This window comes from Paraprevotella sp. (assembly GCF_986071375.1).
The window spans coordinates 57564-81226 of record NZ_CFQRNQ010000015.1; the positions used below are offsets into that span (position 1 = coordinate 57564).

The 23663-nt window shown below is 52.5% G+C and carries 17 protein-coding genes and 1 tRNA gene; 17 read left to right on the forward strand and 1 reads right to left on the reverse strand.

Annotated features, from left to right (window positions below; all coding sequences use genetic code 11):
* Positions 1–17: 17 nt before the first annotated feature.
* From AC5RDV_RS09370 to queG, 3 genes are read left to right on the forward strand one after another with little or no spacing between them, the layout of a single operon-like run.
* A complete protein-coding gene (locus tag AC5RDV_RS09370) occupies positions 18–3329 on the forward strand; it encodes a DUF2723 domain-containing protein (protein WP_282746904.1) in 3312 nt (1103 codons plus the stop codon).
* Between the two features lie 24 nt (positions 3330–3353).
* A complete protein-coding gene (locus AC5RDV_RS09375) occupies positions 3354–3965 on the forward strand; it encodes a polysaccharide deacetylase family protein (protein WP_130893753.1) in 612 nt (203 codons plus the stop codon).
* Complete coding sequence (gene queG / locus AC5RDV_RS09380) at positions 3962–4912, forward strand: tRNA epoxyqueuosine(34) reductase QueG (protein WP_282746905.1); 951 nt, start codon at positions 3962–3964, stop codon at positions 4910–4912. The genes AC5RDV_RS09375 and queG overlap by 4 nt, the downstream gene beginning before the upstream one ends.
* A 768-nt stretch (positions 4913–5680) precedes the next feature.
* Here the strand turns inward: queG and AC5RDV_RS09385 are convergent.
* Complete coding sequence (locus AC5RDV_RS09385) at positions 5681–10903, reverse strand: alpha-L-arabinofuranosidase family protein (RefSeq protein ID WP_282746906.1); 5223 nt, start codon at positions 10901–10903, stop codon at positions 5681–5683.
* A 358-nt stretch (positions 10904–11261) separates the two neighbouring features.
* On the opposite strand from AC5RDV_RS09385, the gene metK reads away from it, so the two are divergent.
* The 14 genes from metK to AC5RDV_RS09455 all read left to right on the forward strand — a co-directional run bounded on the left by metK (position 11262) and on the right by AC5RDV_RS09455 (position 23654).
* The gene (metK, locus tag AC5RDV_RS09390; protein WP_008627873.1) at positions 11262–12545 is read left to right on the forward strand and encodes a methionine adenosyltransferase; all 1284 of its coding nucleotides are present in this window, start codon (positions 11262–11264) and stop codon (positions 12543–12545) included.
* A gap of 1 nt (position 12546) precedes the next feature.
* The gene (locus AC5RDV_RS09395) at positions 12547–13134 is read left to right on the forward strand and encodes an LOG family protein (RefSeq protein WP_282746907.1); all 588 of its coding nucleotides are present in this window, start codon (positions 12547–12549) and stop codon (positions 13132–13134) included.
* A gap of 2 nt (positions 13135–13136) precedes the next feature.
* Positions 13137–14141 carry a DUF4271 domain-containing protein gene (locus tag AC5RDV_RS09400; RefSeq protein ID WP_008627882.1) on the forward strand — a complete coding sequence of 335 codons (1005 nt, stop codon included), beginning with the start codon at positions 13137–13139 and terminating at the stop codon, positions 14139–14141.
* A gap of 15 nt (positions 14142–14156) precedes the next feature.
* Complete coding sequence (locus tag AC5RDV_RS09405) at positions 14157–14900, forward strand: uroporphyrinogen-III synthase (protein ID WP_008627883.1); 744 nt, start codon at positions 14157–14159, stop codon at positions 14898–14900.
* 67 nt (positions 14901–14967) lie between these two features.
* The gene (rnpA, locus tag AC5RDV_RS09410; RefSeq protein ID WP_008627885.1) at positions 14968–15408 is read left to right on the forward strand and encodes a ribonuclease P protein component; all 441 of its coding nucleotides are present in this window, start codon (positions 14968–14970) and stop codon (positions 15406–15408) included.
* Positions 15392–15634, forward strand: a complete 243-nt coding sequence (yidD, locus tag AC5RDV_RS09415; protein ID WP_008627887.1) for a membrane protein insertion efficiency factor YidD — start codon at positions 15392–15394, stop codon at positions 15632–15634. Before rnpA ends, yidD begins: the two co-directional genes overlap by 17 nt.
* Before the next feature lie 4 nt (positions 15635–15638).
* Positions 15639–16298, forward strand: coding sequence for a TatD family hydrolase (locus tag AC5RDV_RS09420; RefSeq protein WP_282746910.1), 660 nt, complete (start codon positions 15639–15641; stop codon positions 16296–16298).
* Positions 16299–16375: 77 nt separating this feature from the next.
* Entirely contained in the window at positions 16376–17668 is a 1293-nt protein-coding gene (tyrS, locus tag AC5RDV_RS09425) for a tyrosine--tRNA ligase (RefSeq protein ID WP_282746913.1), read from the forward strand.
* Positions 17669–17744: 76 nt separating this feature from the next.
* Positions 17745–17818 (forward strand) — tRNA-Gln (locus tag AC5RDV_RS09430).
* 81 nt (positions 17819–17899) lie between these two features.
* Entirely contained in the window at positions 17900–18025 is a 126-nt protein-coding gene (locus tag AC5RDV_RS09435) for a hypothetical protein (protein WP_282746915.1), read from the forward strand.
* Positions 18026–18345: 320 nt separating this feature from the next.
* The gene (locus AC5RDV_RS09440; RefSeq protein WP_008627896.1) at positions 18346–18870 is read left to right on the forward strand and encodes a GNAT family N-acetyltransferase; all 525 of its coding nucleotides are present in this window, start codon (positions 18346–18348) and stop codon (positions 18868–18870) included.
* A gap of 86 nt (positions 18871–18956) precedes the next feature.
* A complete protein-coding gene (locus AC5RDV_RS09445; RefSeq protein ID WP_253271078.1) occupies positions 18957–19334 on the forward strand; it encodes a DUF6769 family protein in 378 nt (125 codons plus the stop codon).
* A gap of 51 nt (positions 19335–19385) precedes the next feature.
* On the forward strand, positions 19386–20540 hold the full coding sequence (locus AC5RDV_RS09450) for an efflux RND transporter periplasmic adaptor subunit (protein WP_282746920.1): 1155 nt from the start codon (positions 19386–19388) through the stop codon (positions 20538–20540).
* 21 nt (positions 20541–20561) lie between these two features.
* On the forward strand, positions 20562–23654 hold the full coding sequence (locus AC5RDV_RS09455; RefSeq protein ID WP_282746921.1) for an efflux RND transporter permease subunit: 3093 nt from the start codon (positions 20562–20564) through the stop codon (positions 23652–23654).
* Positions 23655–23663 lie beyond the last annotated feature (9 nt).

Below are 23663 nucleotides of genomic sequence, written 5' to 3' on the forward strand. Positions count from 1 at the left end.
CAAATAACAGCAAAACAATGAAACAGTTCAAACTTGTAAACACTCTTTTGGGATGGATTACATTTGCTATTGCCGCGTGGGTTTACTGTTCCACCATTGAACCGACCGCAAGTTTCTGGGACTGTCCGGAGTTTATCACTACCGGCTACAAACTGGAAGTGGGACACCCGCCCGGTGCGCCTTTCTTCATGCTTACGGCCAACTTGTTCTCGCAATTTACCAACGACCCTTCGCAAGTAGCCCTGATGGTCAACACGATGTCGGCGTTGATGAGTGCCGGTTGTATCCTGTTCCTTTTCTGGAGCATCACGCACCTGACACGCAAGTTGGTATGCAGTGACTACAGCCAGATGACAACAGCCAAATTGATTACCATCGAAGGTAGCGGTTTGGTAGGCGCGTTGGTCTATACTTTTAGCGACACATTCTGGTTCAGTGCCGTAGAAGGTGAGGTTTACGCTTATTCATCCTTGTTTACGGCATTGGTGTTCTGGCTCATCCTGAAATGGGAAGAACATGCCGACGAGCCTCACAGCGACCGTTGGCTCGTACTGATTGCCTACCTGACAGGGCTTTCCATCGGTGTGCATTTGCTGAACTTGCTTTGTTTGCCGGCCATCGTGCTCATTTGGTATTACAAGAAAAATCCCGATGCCAACCTGAAAGGTTCACTTTGGGCTTTGGTGGCTTCCTTTATCCTGGTAGCCGCCGTATTGTACGGCATCGTACCGGGCATCGTGAAAGTAGGCGGATGGTTCGAGCTGTTCTTCGTCAACACTTTGGGACTTCCGTTCAACACCGGTCTTATTTTCTATATTTTCTGCCTGATAGCCACCGTACTTTGGGCTATCCGTGAAACGCTTGTCCAGAAAAGCCGTCGCCGCATGAATATCGCCTATCTGGTAGCCGTAGGCATGTTGGGTATTCCTTTCTACGGATACGGATGGAGCAGCTTCGTCATCGGAGTCATCGTTTTGGGCATTCTGGCTTTCATCCTCAGCCGCAAGGTACAGGGAAAACCGCTCATCAGCCCCCGCGTCATGAACACCTCATTGCTTTGCATGCTGATGATCATGATCGGGTATTCCACATACGCCGTCATCGTCATCCGTTCCACGGCAAATCCACCGATGGACCAAAATTCACCTGAGGACATCTTCACGTTGGGACAATACCTGAACCGTGAACAATACGGCAGCCGCCCCTTGTTCTACGGGCAGGCCTACACTTCAAAGGTGCAGTTAGAGACCAAAGACGGCTACTGCATGCCGGAATATAAAGAAGGGGCACCGATTTACCAACGTGTGGAGAAACATTCCGCCGATGAGAAAGATGCTTACCGTATCGTGTACTACGACAGGGAACCAATCTATGCCCAGAACATGGTGTTCCCGCGCATGTATTCCGACCGCCCCGAGCACGTCAGGGCTTACGAAGACTGGATGGGCGGCGTGGAAGGCAAGCAAGTGCCTTACGACCAATGCGGACAAATGGTAATGGTAAAGGTACCGACGCAAGGCGAAAACCTGCGTTTCTTCTTCAGTTACCAGATTAACTTCATGTACTGGCGTTATTTCATGTGGAACTTTGCCGGACGGCAGAACGACATACAGGGTAATGGCGAACTGGAACACGGTAACTGGCTGACCGGAATTCCGTTCATCGACAATGCCCGTCTGGGCGACCAAAGCAAACTGCCCACCGAACTGAAAGAGAACAAGGGACATAATGTATTCTACTGCCTGCCCCTGTTGTTGGGACTCATCGGACTCTTCTGGCAGGCTTACAAGAACCAGGAAGGCGTACGCCAGTTCTGGGTGGTCTTCTTCCTGTTCTTCATGACCGGTCTGGCCATTGTGGTCTACCTCAACCAGACACCGTTGCAGCCGCGTGAACGTGATTATGCTTACGCCGGTTCGTTCTATGCCTTCGCCATTTGGGTAGGTATGGGTGTAGCCGCTATCGTAGACGGGCTGAAACGTCTCAAGGTGCCGGAAACCGCTGCCTCTTTGGTCAGCCTGCTCGCCCTGTTCGTCCCCATACAAATGGCCGGACAGACGTGGGACGACCACGACCGCAGCGGACGCTACACCTGCCGCGACTTCGGACAGAACTACCTGAACTCCATGGACGCCAAGGGCAATCCGGTGATCTTCACCAACGGCGACAACGACACCTTCCCGTTGTGGTACAACCAGGAAACGGAAGGCGTGCGTACCGATGCCCGTGTCTGCAACTTGAGTTACCTGCAGACAGACTGGTATATCGACCAGATGCGCCGCCCAGCCTACGACTCGCCGTCGTTGCCCATCAGTTGGACCCGTCTGCAATACGTCACCGGCACGCGCGAAGGCATCCCCGTGCAACCCGATGCCCTACAGCAAGTCATCGACTATTACAAAGACAGTCCGGAAGACCTGAAACAGATGTTGGGCGACAACCCGTATGAGTTGAAGAACATCATCCGGCACTGGATATTGAACGACAACCCGGACTTGCAGATTTTCCCGACCGACAGTATCGTGGTGACGGTGGACAAGGAAGCCGTGAAACGCTCGGGCATGATGATTGCCGCCGATTCTATTCCCGACGTGATGCACATCTCGCTCAAAGGCAAACGCGCCGTCTACAAGAGTGAGATGATGATGTTGGAAATGATTTCACAGGCCAACTGGGAACGCCCGCTCTACATGTCCACGACGGTAGGTCCCGACAATTACGGACATCTGGGCGACAACTTCGTACAGGAAGGCCTTGCCTGCCGCATCACGCCGTTCGACACCAAACAGAGCGGCCGTACCATCGACAGCGAGAGGATGTACGACAACATGATGAACAAGTTCAAATACGGTGGATTGAAAGAGAATCCGGACATCTACCTCGACGAGACCGTAATACGCATGTGCTACACACACCGCCGCCTCTTCAACCAACTGGCCCAACAGCTGCTGAAAGAAGGAAAGAAAGAGAAGGCATTGAAAGTGCTGCAACGGGCTGAGGAAGAAATTCCGGGCAGCATCGTCCCGCACGAAGCCATCTACGGACATTCCATCGAACTGGGCAGGGCGTGGTTGTCACTGGGCCATAAGGCAGAAGGAGGCAAATTGCTCGAAGCTGCACGACAAAACGCGAAAGAATATTTGGAATGGTACCTGAGCCTGAGCACGCCGCGACTGTTGCAATCGTCACGGGAATGCCTCACACAGCTCTACATCCTGAACAGCATCGCGAAAACTTGGGAGGCCGCAGACAAGAAGAAAGCCGAAGAGTGCATCATGGAAGTGAACAACTATGCTTCACGTTGCCATCAAAGAGGAATAAGCTTGTAATCCCAGTCTGAAACCCAGGAATCCATGTTCATAGAACAACCCGCAGTATTCCTCCGGTGGCTATATCCGACCGCGATATGGCGGATGAGCCGCAAGAAGAAAGTAGTCTATCTGACATTCGATGACGGACCGATACCTGAAGCCACCCCGTTTGTGTTAGACACATTGGACAGGTTTGGTATCAAGGCCACTTTCTTCATGGTGGGAGACAACGTGCGCAAGCATCCCGACATCTACCGCATGGTCGTCGAACGCGGGCACCGCGTCGGCAACCATACGTTCAACCACATCGGCGGCTTCCGGCATTCATGCAAAGAATATCTGGAAAATGCAGACAAAGCCAACCGCCTGCTGCATACCAACCTCTTCCGCCCTCCACACGGGTGGATGCGGTTGCTGCAATTCAAACTGCTACGCAAGCACTACCGCATCATCATGTGGGACTTGGTGACGCGTGACTACAGCAAAAGGGTGACGGCGGAGGACGTGGTGAACAACGTGAAACGCTACGCACGCAACGGTTCCATCATCACGTTCCACGACTCGCTGAAAAGTATCGACAAGCTGCAAACGGCTTTGCCCGAATCCCTGCAATGGCTGAAAGACCAAGGATATGTTTTCAAAGTGATAGAATGACAAAAAACATACTCTCTGCCACTCAAATAAAAGCCGAGGCCGCTAGCCTCGGCTTTTCTGCTTGCGGACTGGCCCCGGCGGAAGCCGTGGCAGAAAGACAAGCGTCCTTCTTCAAACGTTGGCTCGGCGAAGGACGGCAGGCCGGTATGGCTTACATGGAAGGGCATGAAGCCAAACGGCTTGACCCCCGCCTCCTCGTGGAAGGATGCCGGACGGTGGTCAGCGTAGCCCTGAACTACCTCCCGTCCACGTCCATCCCGGACCACAAACTGCAAATCGCCTGGTATGCTTACGGGAAGGACTACCACGACATCATGCGGCAGAAACTGAACGGCCTGCTCGAAGCCCTGCGGCACAGTACGCCGGAAGGCACCTTGCAAGGGCGTGCCTTCTGCGACACGGCACCGGTACTGGAACGCTATTGGGCCTGGCGGTGCGGCTTGGGGTGGATAGGCCGCCACACCCAGCTCGTCATCCCCCGGGCGGGCAGTGCATTCTTCCTCGGCGAACTGATGCTCAACCTACCGGCGGATGCCTACGATACGCCTTTCCCCACCGACCGTTGCGGCACCTGCCGCTGTTGCATCGAAGCCTGCCCCACGCATGCCTTGGAAGAAGGGTGCGGACTGGATGCCCGCCGCTGCCTGAGCTACCTGACCATCGAGAACCGGGGCGGAATTCCCGAAGAGGTTGCTGCCCGGATGTATCCTTATTTCTACGGTTGCGACCGTTGCCTGCGTGCCTGTCCTCATTTGCGTTCCGCCATCTCCACCACGGAACCGGCCTTCACTCCCCGTCCCGAACTGCTGCAAATGGAGGAGGAGGACTGGATGCGGTTGGACGTGGAACACTACCGGACGCTCTTCAAAGGCTCTGCCGTGAAACGGGCGAAATACGAGGGCCTCATCCGCAACCTGAAAGCACTGCGCGGCCACGGGGACAAGTAGTGCATTCCGTTCTCCTGTCCGTCCTTACATTCTGTCTATTTGCCAATCCAACACCCTTAGGATTTCATTTTCTTGCATGATGGCGCACACGGACGAAAAAACACGATTCTCGCGTGCCTTGCAAAATCCTTCGTGTCACTCATTCCCTCCCTTACGCTTACTTCCTGCATACAAAGCCATCATCCCGTGCGCAAGCCATTACACACCACGTAAGCCCATAGCCTTCCCGGCCCATCATCTTGCCACACGGATTTGGACAGGAACGGGCTTCCATTTAAAAGAAAAACAGGCCATCGGGACACACCTACGTACCGCCCGAAGCCGATTTTTCCAACGACATGCGGACAAACACAAAAAGTCCTGCGCAGATAAAAAGTGTTTTCTCAGCCGAACGGAAAATCATTCGGCTGAGACTGATTCCTAAAAATGCTTTAGATACATGAAAAACGAGGCCGAAATGTGAATATATGTATTCAAATGAGCCTGAAAATTACACGGAATGTACTTTTCAGGCTACTTTTATCTCTCCCAAAATCGGCATATAGCTTACATTTTGTCAACATAAAGAGGGAATCCTATATCAAATATCCAAAGACAGAATACACATACAAATGACGAAGAGAAATATGAAGTACCTCAATCCACCACGACTTTGCATAATCTGCTCACGCTCGGCAAACTTCGAGCAAGCTCGGTCTGCGCTCACTTAATCGCAAATTTGCATAATTTGCTCACGCTCGGCAGGCTTCGAGCAAGCTCGGCCTGCGCTCACTTAATCGCAAATTTCTTCGTACCCACGATATAAATCCCGCGCGGAAGTCCGTTCACGGCTTCATGCGGCATGACCGCGCTGCGCACTTTCACGCCGCTCACGGTGTACACATCCACCGGAACCGCAGCCGACCCCGTCACTTCACGTATGGCAGTCGGTTTGCCGACATACAGCAACTTGAAGTTGTCGAAACAGTTCCAGTCGTGGTACCTGTACTCAGTCTTGTCCAGACCGACCCGCAAATCCCCTTTCGCCAATAGCTCGTATTCCACTTCATTGGCACGGTATTCCCCGTCGCGGTTGAAGGCATTGTCAGCCGACCGCACATCGTCGGGATAGGTATAGGGATTGTAAGTGTAGGGAGCGGAACCGTCGAACAAAGACATGAACGTCTGGCGGCTGTTATTGAGATACAGCCCGGCCAAAAACTGTTCCGAACCGTCCTGATGCGCGTTATAGGCTTCCGCCTTGTCGCCATAGCGATAAAAGCCTTGGGCGCGAAGACGGTATGTACCGGCCGGCATACGTTCCAACACCTGATAAGTGTCGTAAACCTTGTCATAAAACTCAGCCACGCCGGAAGAAGCCGCCGTAAAAGGCGTGCCTTCCCATCCCTTGCTGCCTTCCGAAAAATCGGGATTGACTAAAAGCCAGGTAAGGTCTACTTCCTCTCCGGGCGTCCAACCGGCGCACAAATCCTCCGTATAGGTTTCCATCGCCGCTTTCAGGGCTTCATAAGCCGCAGGCAAAGCCACTGCTAGCTCCGGCACGGAAGTCAGGTCCAACGCTTTTTCGGCTTGCCGGATGGCGGCATCGAACACTTGGCTGCCGCTCTCCTCCTTCACGTCCTGCACACGTGGCAGGTACAAACGCACGTCGCTCCATGCCTGCAACAGGCGGTATTCTTCTTCCGTCACCGTCATGACGGAACCGTGCTGAAACGCTCCGGTCCCTTCCACGTTGGAGGAATGCGTCACGTTCAATCCTAAATGGTCGGTCTCGCAATACTTGTAGGCATTGCCTCCGGAGTAACGCATATAATACAGGTTGTACATGTCTTCATTGATGCGGCGCACCGTACTGGAACCTTCCACCTGTTCCGAACCTTCGTTCGTCACGTGCATCACTTCCGTCCAAGTACCACCCACCAACTTCTTGCTTGTAGCTTCATAAATACCCCGTTCCGTACCCGAAGCCCCTTCACGCTTGTAATACATGTGGTAGAGGCTGTCGTAGGGATTATACACGATGTCCGCGTCGATTACCGAGATTCCGGGGTCGAAAAAGACACGGGGTTGGGTCAGCGTCTTGAACTCCCGGTCGGCATAGGAATAGAAAATACGGTCATGGTTGTCGCCTTCGTTCGTGGAAAGTATGGAATAATACACTAAATAGGCACCTTCTCCCCCGTTATAGTCCTTGTCCCAGATGAACTGCGGTGCCCATACACGGTTGATACGGGCATATTCCTCATCGGTGTCATATACGCCCGTCGTGACATCGGGGTCGGAGAAGATGGATTTCCCCCGGTTGAAGTCGAACGTCGTACCCTCCCAATGTATCAAATCCCGGGAACGTACCAAGTTGATGCCGTGGTTGTTCCACACGCCGGAAGCGTGCTGTTTCATGTCGGTGGTCGTGATGAAATAGCCGTCCGACGCTTCAGCGCGCCCTATATAGGCGTCACGCGTGCCATGTTCTATTCCTGCCACCTGTTCCGTGTCGAAAATTTCTTCCCCGTCCAACAATACGTGGAACACACGGCCTTTATCTTCCTTCGCACCGAGTGCGAAATTGGTGATTTCCTTTCCTGCGTTCATGAAGCAGTACAAGTAACCATAGCGGTTGTCATCGGGTGCCAACATCACCGGACACTCCACTACCACCGTGTCGGCCTCGCAACTTAACTTGGCAGACAACACCCCGGCACGGACAGCCTCATCCCCTTGCGGCAGGGCGCGTACCACCAGTTTCCCATCCTCTAAAGCAACGGCATCCTCATAGCCTTGGCCTACGGACAAGAGCCATTCCACGCCTACTTTGTCGGAAATCATGTTGGGTAATTCCGTCGTGGCATGCAAACAGTTGAACTTCTTCATAAACCGTGCCAGTCCTTCGCGCCCAACACTCATGGCCACTTCCCGCGACTCCGCCGCACGGTCTTTCACCCGGGCATAGAGTTCCCTCGCCTGCCCTTCGTCCAAAGCCACGTCATAAATCTGGAAATCATCGAAGAAGACCTCGGCCATCAAGGCATCTGCGGCAAAGGGCGAACGCCCGATATAGGCTTCCGTCAGACGTTCCGCCACGTTGTCCGGACGTTGCGTTACTTGCTGCTCACTGGCCAGACGACCATCCACGTAAAGCCGCCCCATGCCGCCCGACTGCACGTATGCGATATTATGCCACACGCCATAAGCCAACCCTCCGTGCGAAGGGGCATCCGTGCTCGCCCCGTCCTTGATAGTGTAATACCAACCCGTGTTGCCCGGGCTGTTCACCAACCCTATGTATTGCTCCGTCCCATGGGCAAAAGCGTATGCCCAACAATAATCCTCCAACGTTCCTACGCCGGGCAAGGCGATGTCGACCGACATGGTATAATCGGCATCTAACCCGGCCAAGGTACGGCGTGCCATGTCCACGCCTAAATCAAAAAAACCTTGCTCACCAACAGCACCAGTATAAAGGGCATGGTTGCCGTCATCCATCGTCACGATGGAAGCACCTCCACACAACTTCCCAACGAACTTCCCAGCATCGTCAGCTGCTTGCCCACCGTCGAAGGAATACCGCACCAACGGCTCCGGCAATTCCGGTTTTTCTTCTGGAACAAGTTCCACGTCCTTCACGTCCAAACGAAGGATACTCAACGAATAGGCCGGAACAGTATAAGTAAAACTACTGCCCGAAACCTCCAACGCCTGCTCACGGGGCACCACTTTGTCCGGGTGCTCCAGACTGTTCTCGTCCGTACCGTTCCCACTTGTCAGCACCACCACCGAACCGCCGGTCGTGGAAGCATGTGCCAGATTAACCGTAGCCTCTTGCGGTGTGGAAGACGGATTGACCAACTTCACGTACAACACGCCTGCCTCGTCGTCGATATTGGAAGAGACGTATATCTTGCGGCTCACCGGCAAAGTGAAATCATGCAGGAGCGCACCGTCCAGATAGCACTTCACGTGCGTGCCGTTCACTTCGACTTTAATACGATAGGCATGTCCTGTTTCCAAAGACCCACTCACGGAAGCCACCGTAGTCTTCGACCCGTTGGTGCAAACTTCCACCCCGTGTTGGGTGTTGCCCCATCCGCCGAGGTTCCACCAACAATAATTGTCTCCGTCCCCGCAATTAAAGGCGATGAGGAAACCCTCCGCCCCACCGGTCTTCGTGGCTTCCACCTCATACGTATAGTCCTGTCCCGGCTGCACATCGCAGACATAAAGTTTGCCTTGCATGCCCTTATCCGTCTGTTTCAGCACGCCGCCCGAAGTGGTCCACGTGCCTCCGTCGGCCTTCCATTCTGGTTTTACGGACGAGAAATCGTCGTGGAAGACCACCGTCCCGTCGCCTGCCGTGACTTTCACGTTGTCGAAAGTGGCACTCGTGCTCCACGTGCTCAGGCCGATGCCCCCGGAGCGCAACAGTTGGTTGTTTTCCTCCGTCCACTTCACATTCTGTTTTCCTACATTGTTCGGGAAAAGCTGCTGCACGTAGTACGAAGGTGTACCGTAACTGGTATAACTGTTGAAACGGATCATGTCCGGACGCCAGTTGTAATTGTTTTCGTTGACGAATATCGGGGCATAGCTGTTCATGATGCAAACATCGGAGTTGTTTTCCATCCCCTGCATGAAGACCGCCTCTCCCAACGCCGCATTCAAATGACCATTGACGCCATAGTCCTGTGTCACAGCATACTCTCCCACATAGATCTTGTGGCTTGCCCGGCTATAAGAATCATACTTGTTATATTGGTTGACAAACCATGAGGGATTCCTATAATAGTGCTCGTCAACCGCATCCACCGGATATGGGTTACGCCAACTGGGATTGTCCGTGCCCCATGATTCCACGTTACCAATCAGCGTCACTTCGGGATACTTGGCCTTAATGGCCTTGCGGAACTGTTCGTAACGTTCAGCATAGTGGTCGCTCTGGTCGTTATTGTTTTCCGAACTGTAATTATAGTTCTCGTTCCCGATTTCCAATAAACGGAGATTGAAAGGCTCGGGATGGCCGTTCTTGGCCCGTAACGCGCCCCATTTCGTAGTTTTGGCATCGCCGTTGCAATACTCTATCGCATCGAGAGCCTCTTGGATGTATTCGTCTATCCGGGTATAGTCCTCCACCCACGCATGCCCCATGCCCATATTGACCACGAACAGAGGTTCCGCCCCCAAGTCCTCGGTGAGCTGCAACATCTCATGGAATCCGAAACCGTCCGACACCCTATATCCCCAATTCTGGTTCATGTGCCCGGGACGTTCCTCGATAGGGCCGATGGTGTTTTTCCACTCAAAACGGTTGGTTTTTCCGTTGGCATAATGCCCTTCCACGTAACAACCGCCGGGAAAACGTACGAACGACGGCTTCATGGCTTCCAGTTTTTCCGCCAAGTCGATGCGGCAACCGTTGTCACGGCCTTTGTAAGTAGGCGGGAAAAGACTTACCACGTCCAATACGACCGTGCCGGGCACGGAACCCTTCAGGGCGAACCAACCGTCGCGAGCCTCTCCCGTGGCCGTGATTTCCGCCGTCAGCTTCGTCCATCCCGAACCGACATCCACCGTCATCTCTCGGCTACCCAGACTCCGACCGCCCTGAGTCTGCAACTCGGCTGTAATGACACCCTTATAATCAGGACTTCCTTTTATCCAAAAAGACAGCCGATAAGTCTGCCCGCTCACCACATGAATGCCCCAGAAACCCTCGTTACGCACACCGTCGCCCGCGCCTTTGAATTCCAATTCGAGCGCGTGCCCCTGTGCCTCATTCAGCATCCCGTCGGTAACCACGGCCATACGGGCATTCCCCACAGGCCACCATTTGTCAGGGTTCGACGCATTGTCCTCGAAAGAACGGTTGTGAATCAGCTCGGCGTAAAGCCCACCGTCGCCGGCATGGTTGATTTCCTCGAAAAAGATGCCGTAATGGCGACCACCGATGGAAGCTCCCCGCTGTCCGGCATCGATATTCAATGTAACTTGTGCCATGGAAGAGGCCACACACATTGCGTAAAATGCAACGGGAATAAGCCTCTTGAAAAAAGATTTGCCCTTCATTTCATGAAAAATATAGAGGTTAATGTTTTTAATTTACAAGACGTTGCCATCTTTGTCCAAAAGTAATTAAATCCACGTTTCAAACCTAATAAAAATCTAAATAAATGTGGAAGACACACCATTTTCTCCTTTTTTCTCCTTAACTTTGCAGCCGTAAATACAAATGTGGATAGATTTGGGCGGCTTGCAACCACGGTAAAAAATGCTAAATACAGTTTTGAAACTGCACGCATACCTTCCCAATGAAACCCCATTCTTATTATTATTTTTTTAATTTAACTACGTAGAAATGGGTTATTTATTTACTTCCGAATCGGTGTCCGAAGGACATCCGGACAAAGTGGCGGACCAGATTTCCGACGCTGTATTGGACGAATTATTGGCTTTCGACCCTAATTCGAAAGTCGCATGTGAAACATTGGTGACAACGGGTCAGGTTGTCGTGGCCGGAGAGGTAAAATCAGAAGCTTACGTCGACCTGCAAGAAATAGCCCGCCGTACTATCCGCCGTATCGGTTATACCAAAGCGGAATACAAGTTCGAAGCGGAAAGTTGCGGCGTATTCTCTGCCATCCATGAACAAAGCGCCGACATCAACCGCGGCGTGGAACGCCAAGACCCAATGGAACAAGGGGCAGGCGACCAAGGCATGATGTTCGGTTATGCCACCAATGAAACGGAAAACTACATGCCGCTATCCCTCGACCTCAGCCACAAAATCCTGCGTGTATTGGCCGAAATACGACGCGAAGGCAAAGAAATGACGTACTTGCGTCCCGATGCCAAAAGCCAAGTGACGATTGAATATGACGATAACGGGAAACCGGTTCGCGTAGACACGGTTGTGGTTTCCACACAACATGACGAGTTTATCCAACCGACCGACGGCAACCAAGAAGAAGCCGACCGGAAGATGTTGGACAAGATACGACAGGATGTCATTACAATCCTGATGCCGCGTGTCATTGCCGAGATTCACGACCCGGCCATACTCCGACTGTTTGACGAACATATCACTTACCACGTGAACCCCACCGGTAAATTCGTGATAGGCGGTCCTCACGGCGATACCGGACTGACCGGCCGTAAGATCATAGTAGACACCTACGGGGGCAAAGGTGCCCACGGCGGAGGCGCCTTCTCCGGGAAGGATCCCTCCAAAGTAGACCGTTCGGCCGCATACGCCGCACGCCACATCGCCAAGAACATGGTGGCAGCCGGAGTGGCCGACGAAATGCTAGTGCAAATCAGCTATGCCATCGGTGTGGCACGCCCTGTGAACATCTACGTCAATACTTACGGACGCAGCCATGTCAGCCTGAGCGACGGAGAGATTGCGCAAAAGATAGACGCGTTGTTCGACCTGCGGCCGAAAGCCATCGAAGACCGCCTGAAACTCCGCAATCCCATTTATGAAGAGACTGCCGCTTACGGCCACATGGGACGCCAACCGCAGACCGTGACCAAGGAGTTCCACAGCCGCTATATGCCTACCAAGACCCTCGAAGTGGAACTCTTCACGTGGGAGAAATTGGATTATGTTGCTCAAATCAAAGAAACATTCGGACTATAAGATGAACGCGATTCAGTCAGTGTGTGTATACTCGGCCTCCAGTACGAAAATAGCCGATTGCTATTTCCAGGCTGCACGGGAATTGGGTGAACTCTTGGGACACCATGGCATCCGTCTGGTGAACGGTGCCGGAAACCTCGGGCTTATGAGAGCCTGCGCCGATGCCTGCCTGGAAGCCGGAGGGCAAGTGACCGGCGTGATTCCCCGTTTCATGGTGGAACAAGGTTGGCAACACCCCGGGCTTACGGAACTGATTGAAACGGAAGACATGCACACCCGCAAGCAAACAATGGCCCGCCTTTCAGACGGTGTCATTGCCTTGCCGGGCGGATGTGGCACGTTGGAAGAATTGCTCGAAATCATTACGTGGAAACAACTCGGACTATATCTGAACCCCATTGTAGTACTGAATACAAACGGATTCTATGATCCTTTGTTGAAAATGCTCAACCGAGCCGCCGAAGAGCATTTCATGCGTCCGGCCCATTTGGACATCTGGAAAGTGGCTTCCACTCCTACAGAAGCCATCGACTTATTGTACTCCACTCCTGTCTGGGACAAGGAAATCCGCAAGTTTGCCGCCATTTGAACATGAAAGACTCACTTCAAACGGCTCTTCCGGCACACGAGAACGCTTCGTATCCCCTCCGGCAGAAATTCAACCCGAAACAAATCATTGAAAGCCTGCCCGCTGATGCCACACCGGCCCAACAGGATTCTGCCATCCAGGCGATGCTGCCTCCACGTCCGACCGTGCGTTCGACACGTCCCGACACCCTGAACCTTCCGGGATGGCAGATACCGTCGGCCAAAAGTACACTCTCCGTACAAGGCATCCGATACGATGAAAACTTTTTCAGCACCTCGCCCTATTACCATGCTGAAACAAACATCCGCCCAACCGGCATGGATGCCGACCCGTTACCCTACCTGTTACGCCACGATGACTGGGTCACGGGCATCCTGCTCTGCTGTTTCCTGGTAGTCATGACCATCTTCGCCAACAGCAAAAAGTTTATCAAACAACGCTTACAGGACTTTTTCCTCAACCGCATGGACAAGGAGAAACTTTTCTCGATAGAAACGGGCCGCGAAATGCGCCACGCCGTTTTCCTTTATATGCAAAGCGGATTGCTCGTCAGCCTTTTTTTCTTCGATTACACACAAACTACCCGGGACCTCTTCATGTCCCCCGTTTCCTCCCATACCCTATTGGGAATCTATGTTTTGATTTGTTGGACTTACTTAGGATTCAAGCAACTGTTTTACACGTTTGTCAATTGGATCTTTTTTGACAAAGAACGCAGAAGTACCTGGCTCAAATCATATTCATTCCTCATTTCGGCCGAAGGAGTACTGCTCTTTCCGCTTGCTCTAATCACAGTCTTTTTCAATCTTCCGACCCACGATGTGATATTATGTTTATGCCTGTTGTTGGGTTTCATCAGACTTCTACTCTTTTATAAAACTTTTTGTATATTTTTCCCAAAAATTCATGGTTTTTTCCATTTAATTATGTACTTTTGTGCCCTTGAAATGCTGCCTTTGTGCGGCTTATGGCAAGCACTTACATATACGAACGACATACTATTATAAAATATTTGGACACTTATGATAAAGAAGATTCTGGTTTCACAACCCAAACCAACCTCCGAGAAATCTCCTTATTTCGAGATTGCCTCCAAGTATGGTGTGGAAGTAGTTTTCAGACCATTTATCAAGATTGAAGGTTTGTCTGCTAAGGAATTCCGCCAACAGAAAGTCTCTATATTGGATTATACCGCAGTGGTATTCACCTCACGCAATGCCATAGACCATTTCTTCCTTCTGTGCAAAGAATTACGTGTGACGATACCCGAAGACATGAAGTATTTCTGCATCACGGAAACCATTGCACTGTACATCCAGAAATATGTGCAGTACCGCAAACGCAAAGTATTCTTCGGTTCCACGGGCAAAGTGGACGACTTGATACCGGCCATGGTGAAACACAAGACAGAGAAATATCTGGTTCCATTGTCGGATGTACATAATGACGAAATTACCAATTTGTTGGATGCCAAGAAACTCATCCATAAGGAAGTTGTGATGTACCGCACAGTGAGCAACGATTTCAAGAGCGACGAGAAGTTCGATTACGACATGTTGATTTTCTTCAGCCCGTCGGGCATACAGGCTTTGCTGAAAAACTTCCCCAAATTCGAGCAGAAAGACATCGCCATCGGTACGTTCGGACCGGCCACAGCCCAAGCCGTCAAAGACGCAGGACTGCGGTTGGACATGGAAGCTCCCACTTCGCAATACCCGTCTATCACGGCTGCATTGGACGATTTCGTGAAGAAGCACAACTGTTGATGCTCATCAAATAAGAAAGGGTGCCGGAAAAGCACCCTTTTTCCTTTACCTGACAACACCGTACCTTATGGAACAGAAACCGGACTCTTCATTTCATAAATCGGAGCGCTTATGCAGCAAACGCGTCATAGACGCCCTGTTCGCCGGAGGCAGCAAGTCCATGTCGGCCTTTCCGCTTCGCGTAGTCTTCATGCCGGTTCCCGTAGAGGCCCCGGCTCCTCCTGTATCCGTACTGGTATCCGTCTCGAAACGGCGTTTCAAAAGGGCAGTAAAACGCAACCGGGTGAAACGGCAAATCCGCGAAGCTTACCGCAAACAAAAACACATACTGACATCCGCCTTACCCACGCCCTCCGGGCAAGGCTTGGCCGTGGCATTCCTCTGGCTTTCCGACCGATTGTATGCTTCGGCCGAAGTGGACGATTGCGTAAAACGCTTGTTGGTGCGTATTTCCGAACAACTTCCGGCATCCCCGGCCGAACACCCCGGCAATGCATCTGCCTTATGACCGTTTCCGACATTGGTTATCCGCCGCGTTGATTGCTCCCATCCAGTTCTACCGCCGCGTGATTTCCCCCATGACTCCCCCGTCGTGCAGGTTCACGCCGACTTGTTCGCAATACGCCATCGAAGCCATCCGCAAGCATGGCCCCTTCAAAGGCATGTACTTGGCCGTGCGCCGAATCCTGCGCTGCCATCCCTGGGGAGGAAGCGGTTATGACCCCGTCCCGTAAGCCTATGGAAACATATCTGAACCTCCATGCCCACCGGCCGGCCGCTTCTCCGTCGGAGACTGTTGTCCGCAACTATATCCTCCCCTTGCCTCCTTCCGGACACGAAGAGCCCGAATACGGGCAAACCTTTTCCGCCGGTATCCATCCTTGGTATATCCCCACACATCCGGAAGAAACCCTGAAAGAACTGGAGCGCCTGGCAGCCTCTCCTTCTTGTAAATCCATAGGAGAAGCCGGACTGGACAAATATGCATCTACCCCACTTCCCCTACAACGTGAACTTTTCATACGGCAGGCGGAACTGGCCGTCTCTCGTCAACTTCCCGTCATCATCCACTGCGTCAAGGCATGGGACGAATTACTGGCCATAAAAAAAGACTTCCCAGAAACATTACCTTGCATCATCCATGGTTTCCGAGGAAAGCCCCAACTGGCCGAAAGCTTGTTAAGCAAAGGCTTTTACCTCAGTTTCGGTTTCCGTTTCCATCCGCAAAGCCTGACGCTCTGCCCGTCCGACCGTCTCTTCTTTGAAAGCGACGAAGACCTGCGTCCCATAGACACACTATACCATATAGCTGCCGAACTGCGCTCTTGTACACCGGAAGGACTGCGCGCACAATGTTGGGAAAACCTCGTCCGTACCGGCCCATCGTCTAAAAAATAAGAATATAGTTGCAAGTCTCATTGAAAGGTCGTACTTTTGTACGACTCAATTTTTATTAAACAAAATACATTCATACGATGAACTTTGTAGAAGAACTGAAATGGAGAGGCATGATCCACACCATGATGCCGGGCACCGAGGATTTACTTGAAAAAGAACAGGTCACCGCCTATCTGGGCATCGACCCCACGGCGGACTCCCTGCACATAGGCCATCTTTGTGGTGTGATGATGCTCAAGCATTTCCAACGTTGCGGGCACAAACCGTTGGCCCTTATCGGAGGTGCCACCGGAATGATAGGCGACCCTTCGGGTAAAAGCCAGGAACGCAACTTGCTCGACGAAGAAACGTTGCGCCACAACGTGGCCTGCATCAAACAGCAACTAGCCCGGTTCCTGGATTTCGACAGCGACGCTCCCAACCACGCCGAGTTAGTGAACAATTACGACTGGATGAAGGACTTCAAGTTCCTCGACTTCGCCCGCGAAGTCGGCAAGCACATCACCGTGAACTACATGATGGCCAAAGACAGCGTGCAAAAGCGTCTGAACGGCGAGGCACGCGACGGACTGTCGTTCACCGAGTTCACTTACCAACTTCTTCAAGGTTACGACTTCTTATATTTGTACGAACATAAAGGCTGCCGCCTCCAGTTGGGCGGAAGCGACCAATGGGGCAACATCACGACCGGTGCCGAACTGATACGCCGCACCAACGGTGGTGAAGTGTTCGCTTTGGTATGCCCGTTAGTGACGAAAGCCGACGGAACCAAGTTCGGCAAGACCGAAAAAGGCAACATCTGGCTTAACCGCGACTACACTAGCCCGTATGCCTTCTATCAGTTCTGGCTCAACGTGGCCGACGACGATGCCAAACGTTACATCCGCATCTTCACCACACTGGACAAGGAAGAAATAGACGGCCTCATCGCCCAACACGATGAAGACCCGGGACTGCGCATCCTGCAAAAACGCCTGGCCAAGGAAATCACCATCATGGTACACAGCGAAGAAGACTACAACATGGCTGTGGAGGCCAGCAACATCCTGTTCGGAAAGGCGACCAAGGAAAGCCTGACGAAGTTGGACGAACAAACGCTGCTCGACGTGTTCGCGGGCGTGCCGCAATTCGAAGTCAGCCGCGAAGCCCTGTCGGCCGGAGTCAAAGCCGTAGACCTGACAGCCGAGATGACGCAATGCTTCCCCAGCAAGGGCGAGATGCGCAAGATGGTACAAGGCGGCGGCGTTTCGCTGAACAAGGAAAAACTGACAGCTTTCGACCGCATGGTAACAACCGACGACCTGCTCAACGGCAAATACCTGCTCGTGCAACGTGGTAAGAAAAACTATTTCCTGCTTATCGCCAAATAAAAAAACAGAGAAAAATTTGTAGGATAGCGAAAATCTCGCTATCTTTGCACCGCTTTCGAGAGAAAGACATAAGGATTGGGATATGGTGTAATGGTAGCACAAGACATTTTGGTCGTCTTAGTCTTGGTTCGAACCCAGGTATCCCAACCAAAAGGAAGACCTCCGGAATTTTAAAATTCCGGAGGTCTTCCTTTTGTATCTTCCATATCTCATGTAATACAATATAGTAGAATGGCTATTTCCATCCACGTCCCCTCTTCCGACATCCCCTCACAAACAGCCTACCACGCAGTACAAACCTATTCTTTTACAGATGAAACAGACACGCCATTTTCACGTTCCTTCATCATCATCTGATAGCCAAACGATTAGAAAGCTCCTCTGTTTAACTTTTCATTCTGCGCCAAATGATTTTTCAATCTCCTGAGATTGATTTTCCGTTCTGCGCCAAATGATTTACGGTTTGGCGCAGAACATTTCGTGAAATGAAAAGGAATGACAAAACAAGGTCGTGGAAGGCGTACCATATGCCGCGCCTACGGCATCATGGATGTGCAACGCAAGGCGACGCACCACCAGAACCGCCATACGTCCCCCGACTGAGAAACAAATTTGCACGAACAACAGTTTTCTTATAATTTTGCCCCCGACAAAACCACTCCAACACGAAAAAAGCCATGGACAAAATCATTTTGGAAACAGAACGGATGTACCTTCGCGAAATGTCGCCCGAAGATTTCAAAGCCATTTGCCTCATCATGCAAGACGAGCAGACGATGCAAGCCTATAACGGAGCGTTCGCAGACTGCGACATCCGCACGTGGATTGAAAGGCAACTCCAACGGTACGACACCTACGGATACGGATTGTGGGCCGCCATCCGGAAAGATTCGGGCGAACTGATAGGGCAATGCGGACTGACACGGCAATATTGGTTGGAACGACAAGTGATAGAGGTGGGATACCTGTTCCGCCGCGACCATTGGCACAAGGGCTACGCCACGGAAGCCGCCAAGGCTTGCAAAACGTATGCTTTCGGGCAGTTGGAGGCCAACCGGCTGTGCGCCATCATACGCGACACCAATACCGCCTCCCAACGCGTGGCACAACGTATCGGTATGACCCGCCGACCGGGAATCATGGTGAAACACTATCGTGGTACCGACATGCCCCATTACCTCTTCGCCGTAGAGAAATATTAATTGCAACCAAGTTGCATGCCAAACTGTTGTGTGCTTGGCATTTTTCCCCTATCTTTGCTCCCACGAAAACAAGAATCACCGAAACGATGAAAAAACAACTCCATGCCATCATCTTGTTATGGCTCTGCATGTTGGTGCAGGCCGTTTCGGTCTTTCCCCACCACCATCATGCCGAAGCCCTCTGTCTGGGGCACGACATGGAAACCGCCCGTCCGGCAAAAGGAACACATGCGTGCGGTTCGGAGTGCATCACGCATTTCCACCTGACGATGCCATCGTCCGGCTCCCACGTCTCTTATAAGAAAAACGTATCCCGTCCTTCATGTCTGCTGCGGACGTCATACGACTTTCCGGTCATTCATGGCCCACAAACATCAAAAGGAACTTACCAGACAGACCGGACCGACTTATACCTTTCCCTGCCCGTCGGGGGGAAAGGATTAAGGGCACCTCCCTTGGCTTAGCCAGAGACAAAGACATTTTTCATCTTATTCATCCCAAATTTTAATATTCCTATGAAGAAAATATATTTCTTGATGGGCGCTTTGGCTATAAGCATGCTGAGCGCCTGCCACAACCATGACCACGAGAACGAGCATGTACACGACAGCGAGAAGACCGCTGAAAAAGAGAACCATAACGAACATGCGGATGAAATCATCCTGACAGCCGAGAAAGCCAAAGCGGCAGGCATCGCCACCGAAACCGTGAAACGGGACACGTTCCGGCAAGTCATCCCGACCAGCGGCCAGATACTCGCTGCCCAAGGAGAAGAAACCACGGTAGTGGCCGGAACGTCCGGCGTGGTGCGGTTCGCACGGACGCTGACCGCCGGTGCCCAGATCGGAAGCGGCACTGTATTGTTTCATTTGTCCTCGGAAAAGATACAAGGCGGAGATCCTTTGGAACGTGCATACGTCGCTTACCAAAACGCCAAGGCAGAATACGAACGCGCCAAACCGCTGGCTGAGAAACAGATTGTGACGCGCAAAGACCTTGAAAACCTGAAAGCGGCCTACGAAGACGCACGTATCAGTTACGAGGCCCTGGATCCCCAACATACACGGAAAGGCATAGCCGTCACGGCTCCGACGGGCGGATATGTGAAGAACGTGGCGGTGAAAGAAGGTGACTATGTGACCACCGGACAAGCATTGATGACCCTGACCCAAAACCGACGCCTGCAACTGCGTGCCGATGTATCGGAACGTTATTACGGCGCACTGAAGCAAATCACTTCGGCCCACTTCAAGACCCCGTATGATGACAAGGTTTATGCTTTGGAAAACCTGCACGGACGGATCCTGTCCTACGGAAAGGCTTCGGACGAGAATGCTTTCTACATCCCTGTCCTGTTTGAATTCGACAACACGGGCGATATCGTGCCAGGAAGTTATGTGGAAACCTACCTCCGTGGGGCAGAACGCACCGGAGTAATTTCCCTGCCCGTCTCAGCACTGACTGAAGAACAAGGGTTGTACTTCGTTTACTTGCAGGAAGGCAAGGAAGTGTACCGTAAACAGGAAGTAAAAACAGGAGCCGAAGACGGGCTGCGCGTAGAAATCCTCTCGGGCCTGAAACCCGGCGACCGCGTGGTCACACAAGGTGCTTACCACGTGAAACTGGCTTCGGCCTCGAATGCCATCCCGGCCCACAACCATTCCCACTAAACTTGTCTTGGAGGATATATTATGCTGAACAAAATCATACGGTTCTCCCTGCAGAACCGCTTATTCATATTGATGGCCTCCGTCCTGTTGATGATAGGAGGCCTCTATCAGGCTTACCATACGGAAGTGGATGTTTTCCCCGACCTGAACGCCCCCACCGTTGTGGTCATGACAGAAGCCGGAGGCATGGCAGCCGAAGAGGTGGAACAGTTGGTCACTTTCCCGATAGAGACCGCCGTCAACGGTGCCACCAGTGTACGTCGTGTACGTTCCTCATCTACCACAGGCTTCTCTGTCGTATGGGTGGAATTCGACTGGGATACGGATATCTATCTGGCCCGGCAAATCGTATCAGAAAAACTGGCCACAGTGGCAGAAAGCCTGCCCGACAACGTGGGTAACCCGACGTTAGGACCACAGTCTTCCATCTTGGGAGAATTGCTTATCGTAGGCTTGACTGCCGACAGCACCTCCATGCTCGACTTACGTACATTGGCCGACTGGGTCATCCGCCCACGCCTGATGTCCACCGGAGGCGTAGCCCAAGTGGCCGTATTGGGCGGTGACATCAAGGAATACCAAATCCTGCTGCACCCCGAACGGATGAAACACTACGGAGTGACGCTAGGCGAGGTGATGGAAGTCACGCGGAACATGAATACCAACACCAACGGCGGAGTGATTTACCAATACGGCAACGAATACATCGTACGCGGAGTCGTCTCGACCGACGACGTGCGGAAAATGGGCCGGGCGGTCATCAAGACCGCAGGAGGCTCGCCGGTCACGTTGGAAGACATTGCCGATGTCAAAACAGGCAGCCAACAGCCCAAGCTGGGTTTGGCCTCCGAAAAAGGCAAGCCCGCCGTATTGCTCACCGTGACCAAGCAACCGAACACGGGTACGATAGAGCTGACCGGGAAGTTGGAAGAAGCCTTGCAAGACCTGCAAAAGAGCCTTCCGGCCGACGTGCATGTGTCCACCGACGTGTTCCGCCAATCCCGCTTCATCGAAAGCTCCATCGGTAACGTCCAGGATTCGCTGCTCGAAGGCGCCATCTTCGTGGTCATCGTCTTGTTCCTCTTCTTGGGCAACGTGCGCACAACGGTCATCTCTTTGGTCACCCTCCCTCTTTCGCTGTTGGTCACCATTTTGGTGCTTCACTACATGGGGCTGACCATCAACACGATGAGCTTGGGCGGTATGGCCATCGCCATCGGTTCGTTGGTGGACGATGCCATCGTGGACGTGGAAAACGTATGGAAACATCTGCGCGAAAACCGCATGTTGCCGGAAAGCGAACGGTTACGTGTACGCGATGTCGTATTCAACGCCTCCCGGGAGGTGCGTATGCCCATCCTGAACTCCACACTCATCATCATCGTCAGCTTCGTCCCGCTGTTTTTCCTGAGCGGTATGGAAGGACGCATGCTCGTGCCGTTGGGCGTGGCTTTCATCGTATCGCTGTTCGCCTCCACCATCGTAGCCCTGACGCTGACGCCCGTACTTTGCAGCTACCTGTTGGGACACAAAGCCAAGACGGGCGGACTGCCTAAAGAAGCGTTCCTGGCCGTATATCTAAAGAAGCATTACCAGAACGGACTGTCTTGGGCTTTGTCGCACAAGAAAATCGTACTGGGCACCACGCTTACGCTTTTCGTCGCAGCCTTGGGAAGCTTCCTCACGTTGGGACGCAGCTTCTTGCCGCCGTTCAACGAAGGTTCGTTTACCATAAATATCAGTTCCCTTCCGGGTATCTCCTTGGAGGAATCGGATAAAATCGGACGGCAAGCCGAAGAACTGTTGCTCTCCATCCCCGAAATCAAGACCGTGGCACGCAAGACGGGACGGGCAGAACTGGACGAGCATGCCCTCGGCGTGAACGTATCGGAAATAGAGGCTCCGTTTGAACTGGAAGACCGCAGCCACACCGAGGTTTTAGAGGACGTGCGACATAAACTGTCCGTCATATCGGGAGCGAACATCGAGATAGGACAACCCATCAGCCATCGTATAGATGCCATGTTGAGCGGCACGCAGGCCGGCATCGCCATCAAACTGTTCGGTGACGACCTGAACAAAATGTACCAAATCGGCAACCAAATCAAATCGGCTGTCAGCGACGTGGAGGGTGTGGCCGACCTGAATGTGGAACAGCAAATCGAACGTCCGGAACTGAAAATCGAACCGAAACGGGAAATGCTAGCCCGATACGGCATCTCATTACCGCAATTCAATGAGTTTGTCACGGTGAACATGGGAGGAGAAGTCGTATCGCAAGTGTACGAGAAAGGGCGTTCGTTCAACCTCATCGTCCGTTCGGCAGAAGAAAACCGCAGCACGATGGAGCGTATCCGTAACCTGATGATCGACGATGCGCAAGGCAACAAAGTCCCCTTGTCGTATGTGGCCGACATCCGGTCGTCCATGGGGCCGAACACCATCAACCGCGAAAACGTGAAACGCAAAATCGTCATCTCGGCCAATGCCAGCGGGCGAGACATGCGCAGCGTGGTGAACGACATCCGCAGCCGGATAGACGAAAAAGTGAAACTGCCCGAAGGTTACCATATCGAATACGGCGGCCAGTTCGAAAGCGAAGAGTCGGCTAGCCGGGTGTTGTTACTCACATCGTTCATCAGCATCGTGGTCATCTTCCTGTTGCTTTACTTCCAATTCCGTAATGCAGCGCAGAGCGGGGTCATCCTGCTCAATCTGCCCCTGGCCCTGATTGGCGGTGTGTTCGCCCTGTTGCTGACCACCGGGGAAATCAGCATTCCGGCCATCATCGGATTCATTTCCCTTTTCGGCATTGCGACCCGCAACGGCATGTTGCTTATCAGCCACTACAACACGTTGCGCGAAGAAGGATTGTCGTTGCGGGAAAGCATCCTGCACGGGTCGCTAGACCGGTTAAACCCCATCCTGATGACCGCACTTTCGTCGGCTCTTGCCCTTATTCCGTTGGCCCTTCGGGGGGACCTTCCGGGCAACGAAATCCAGAGTCCGATGGCCAAGGTGATATTGGGCGGCCTGCTGACCTCCACTTTCCTGAATGCCTTTATTATTCCTATTATATATGAATGGATGAACCGCAAAAGTGTCCGTTCCTGAACAAAAACG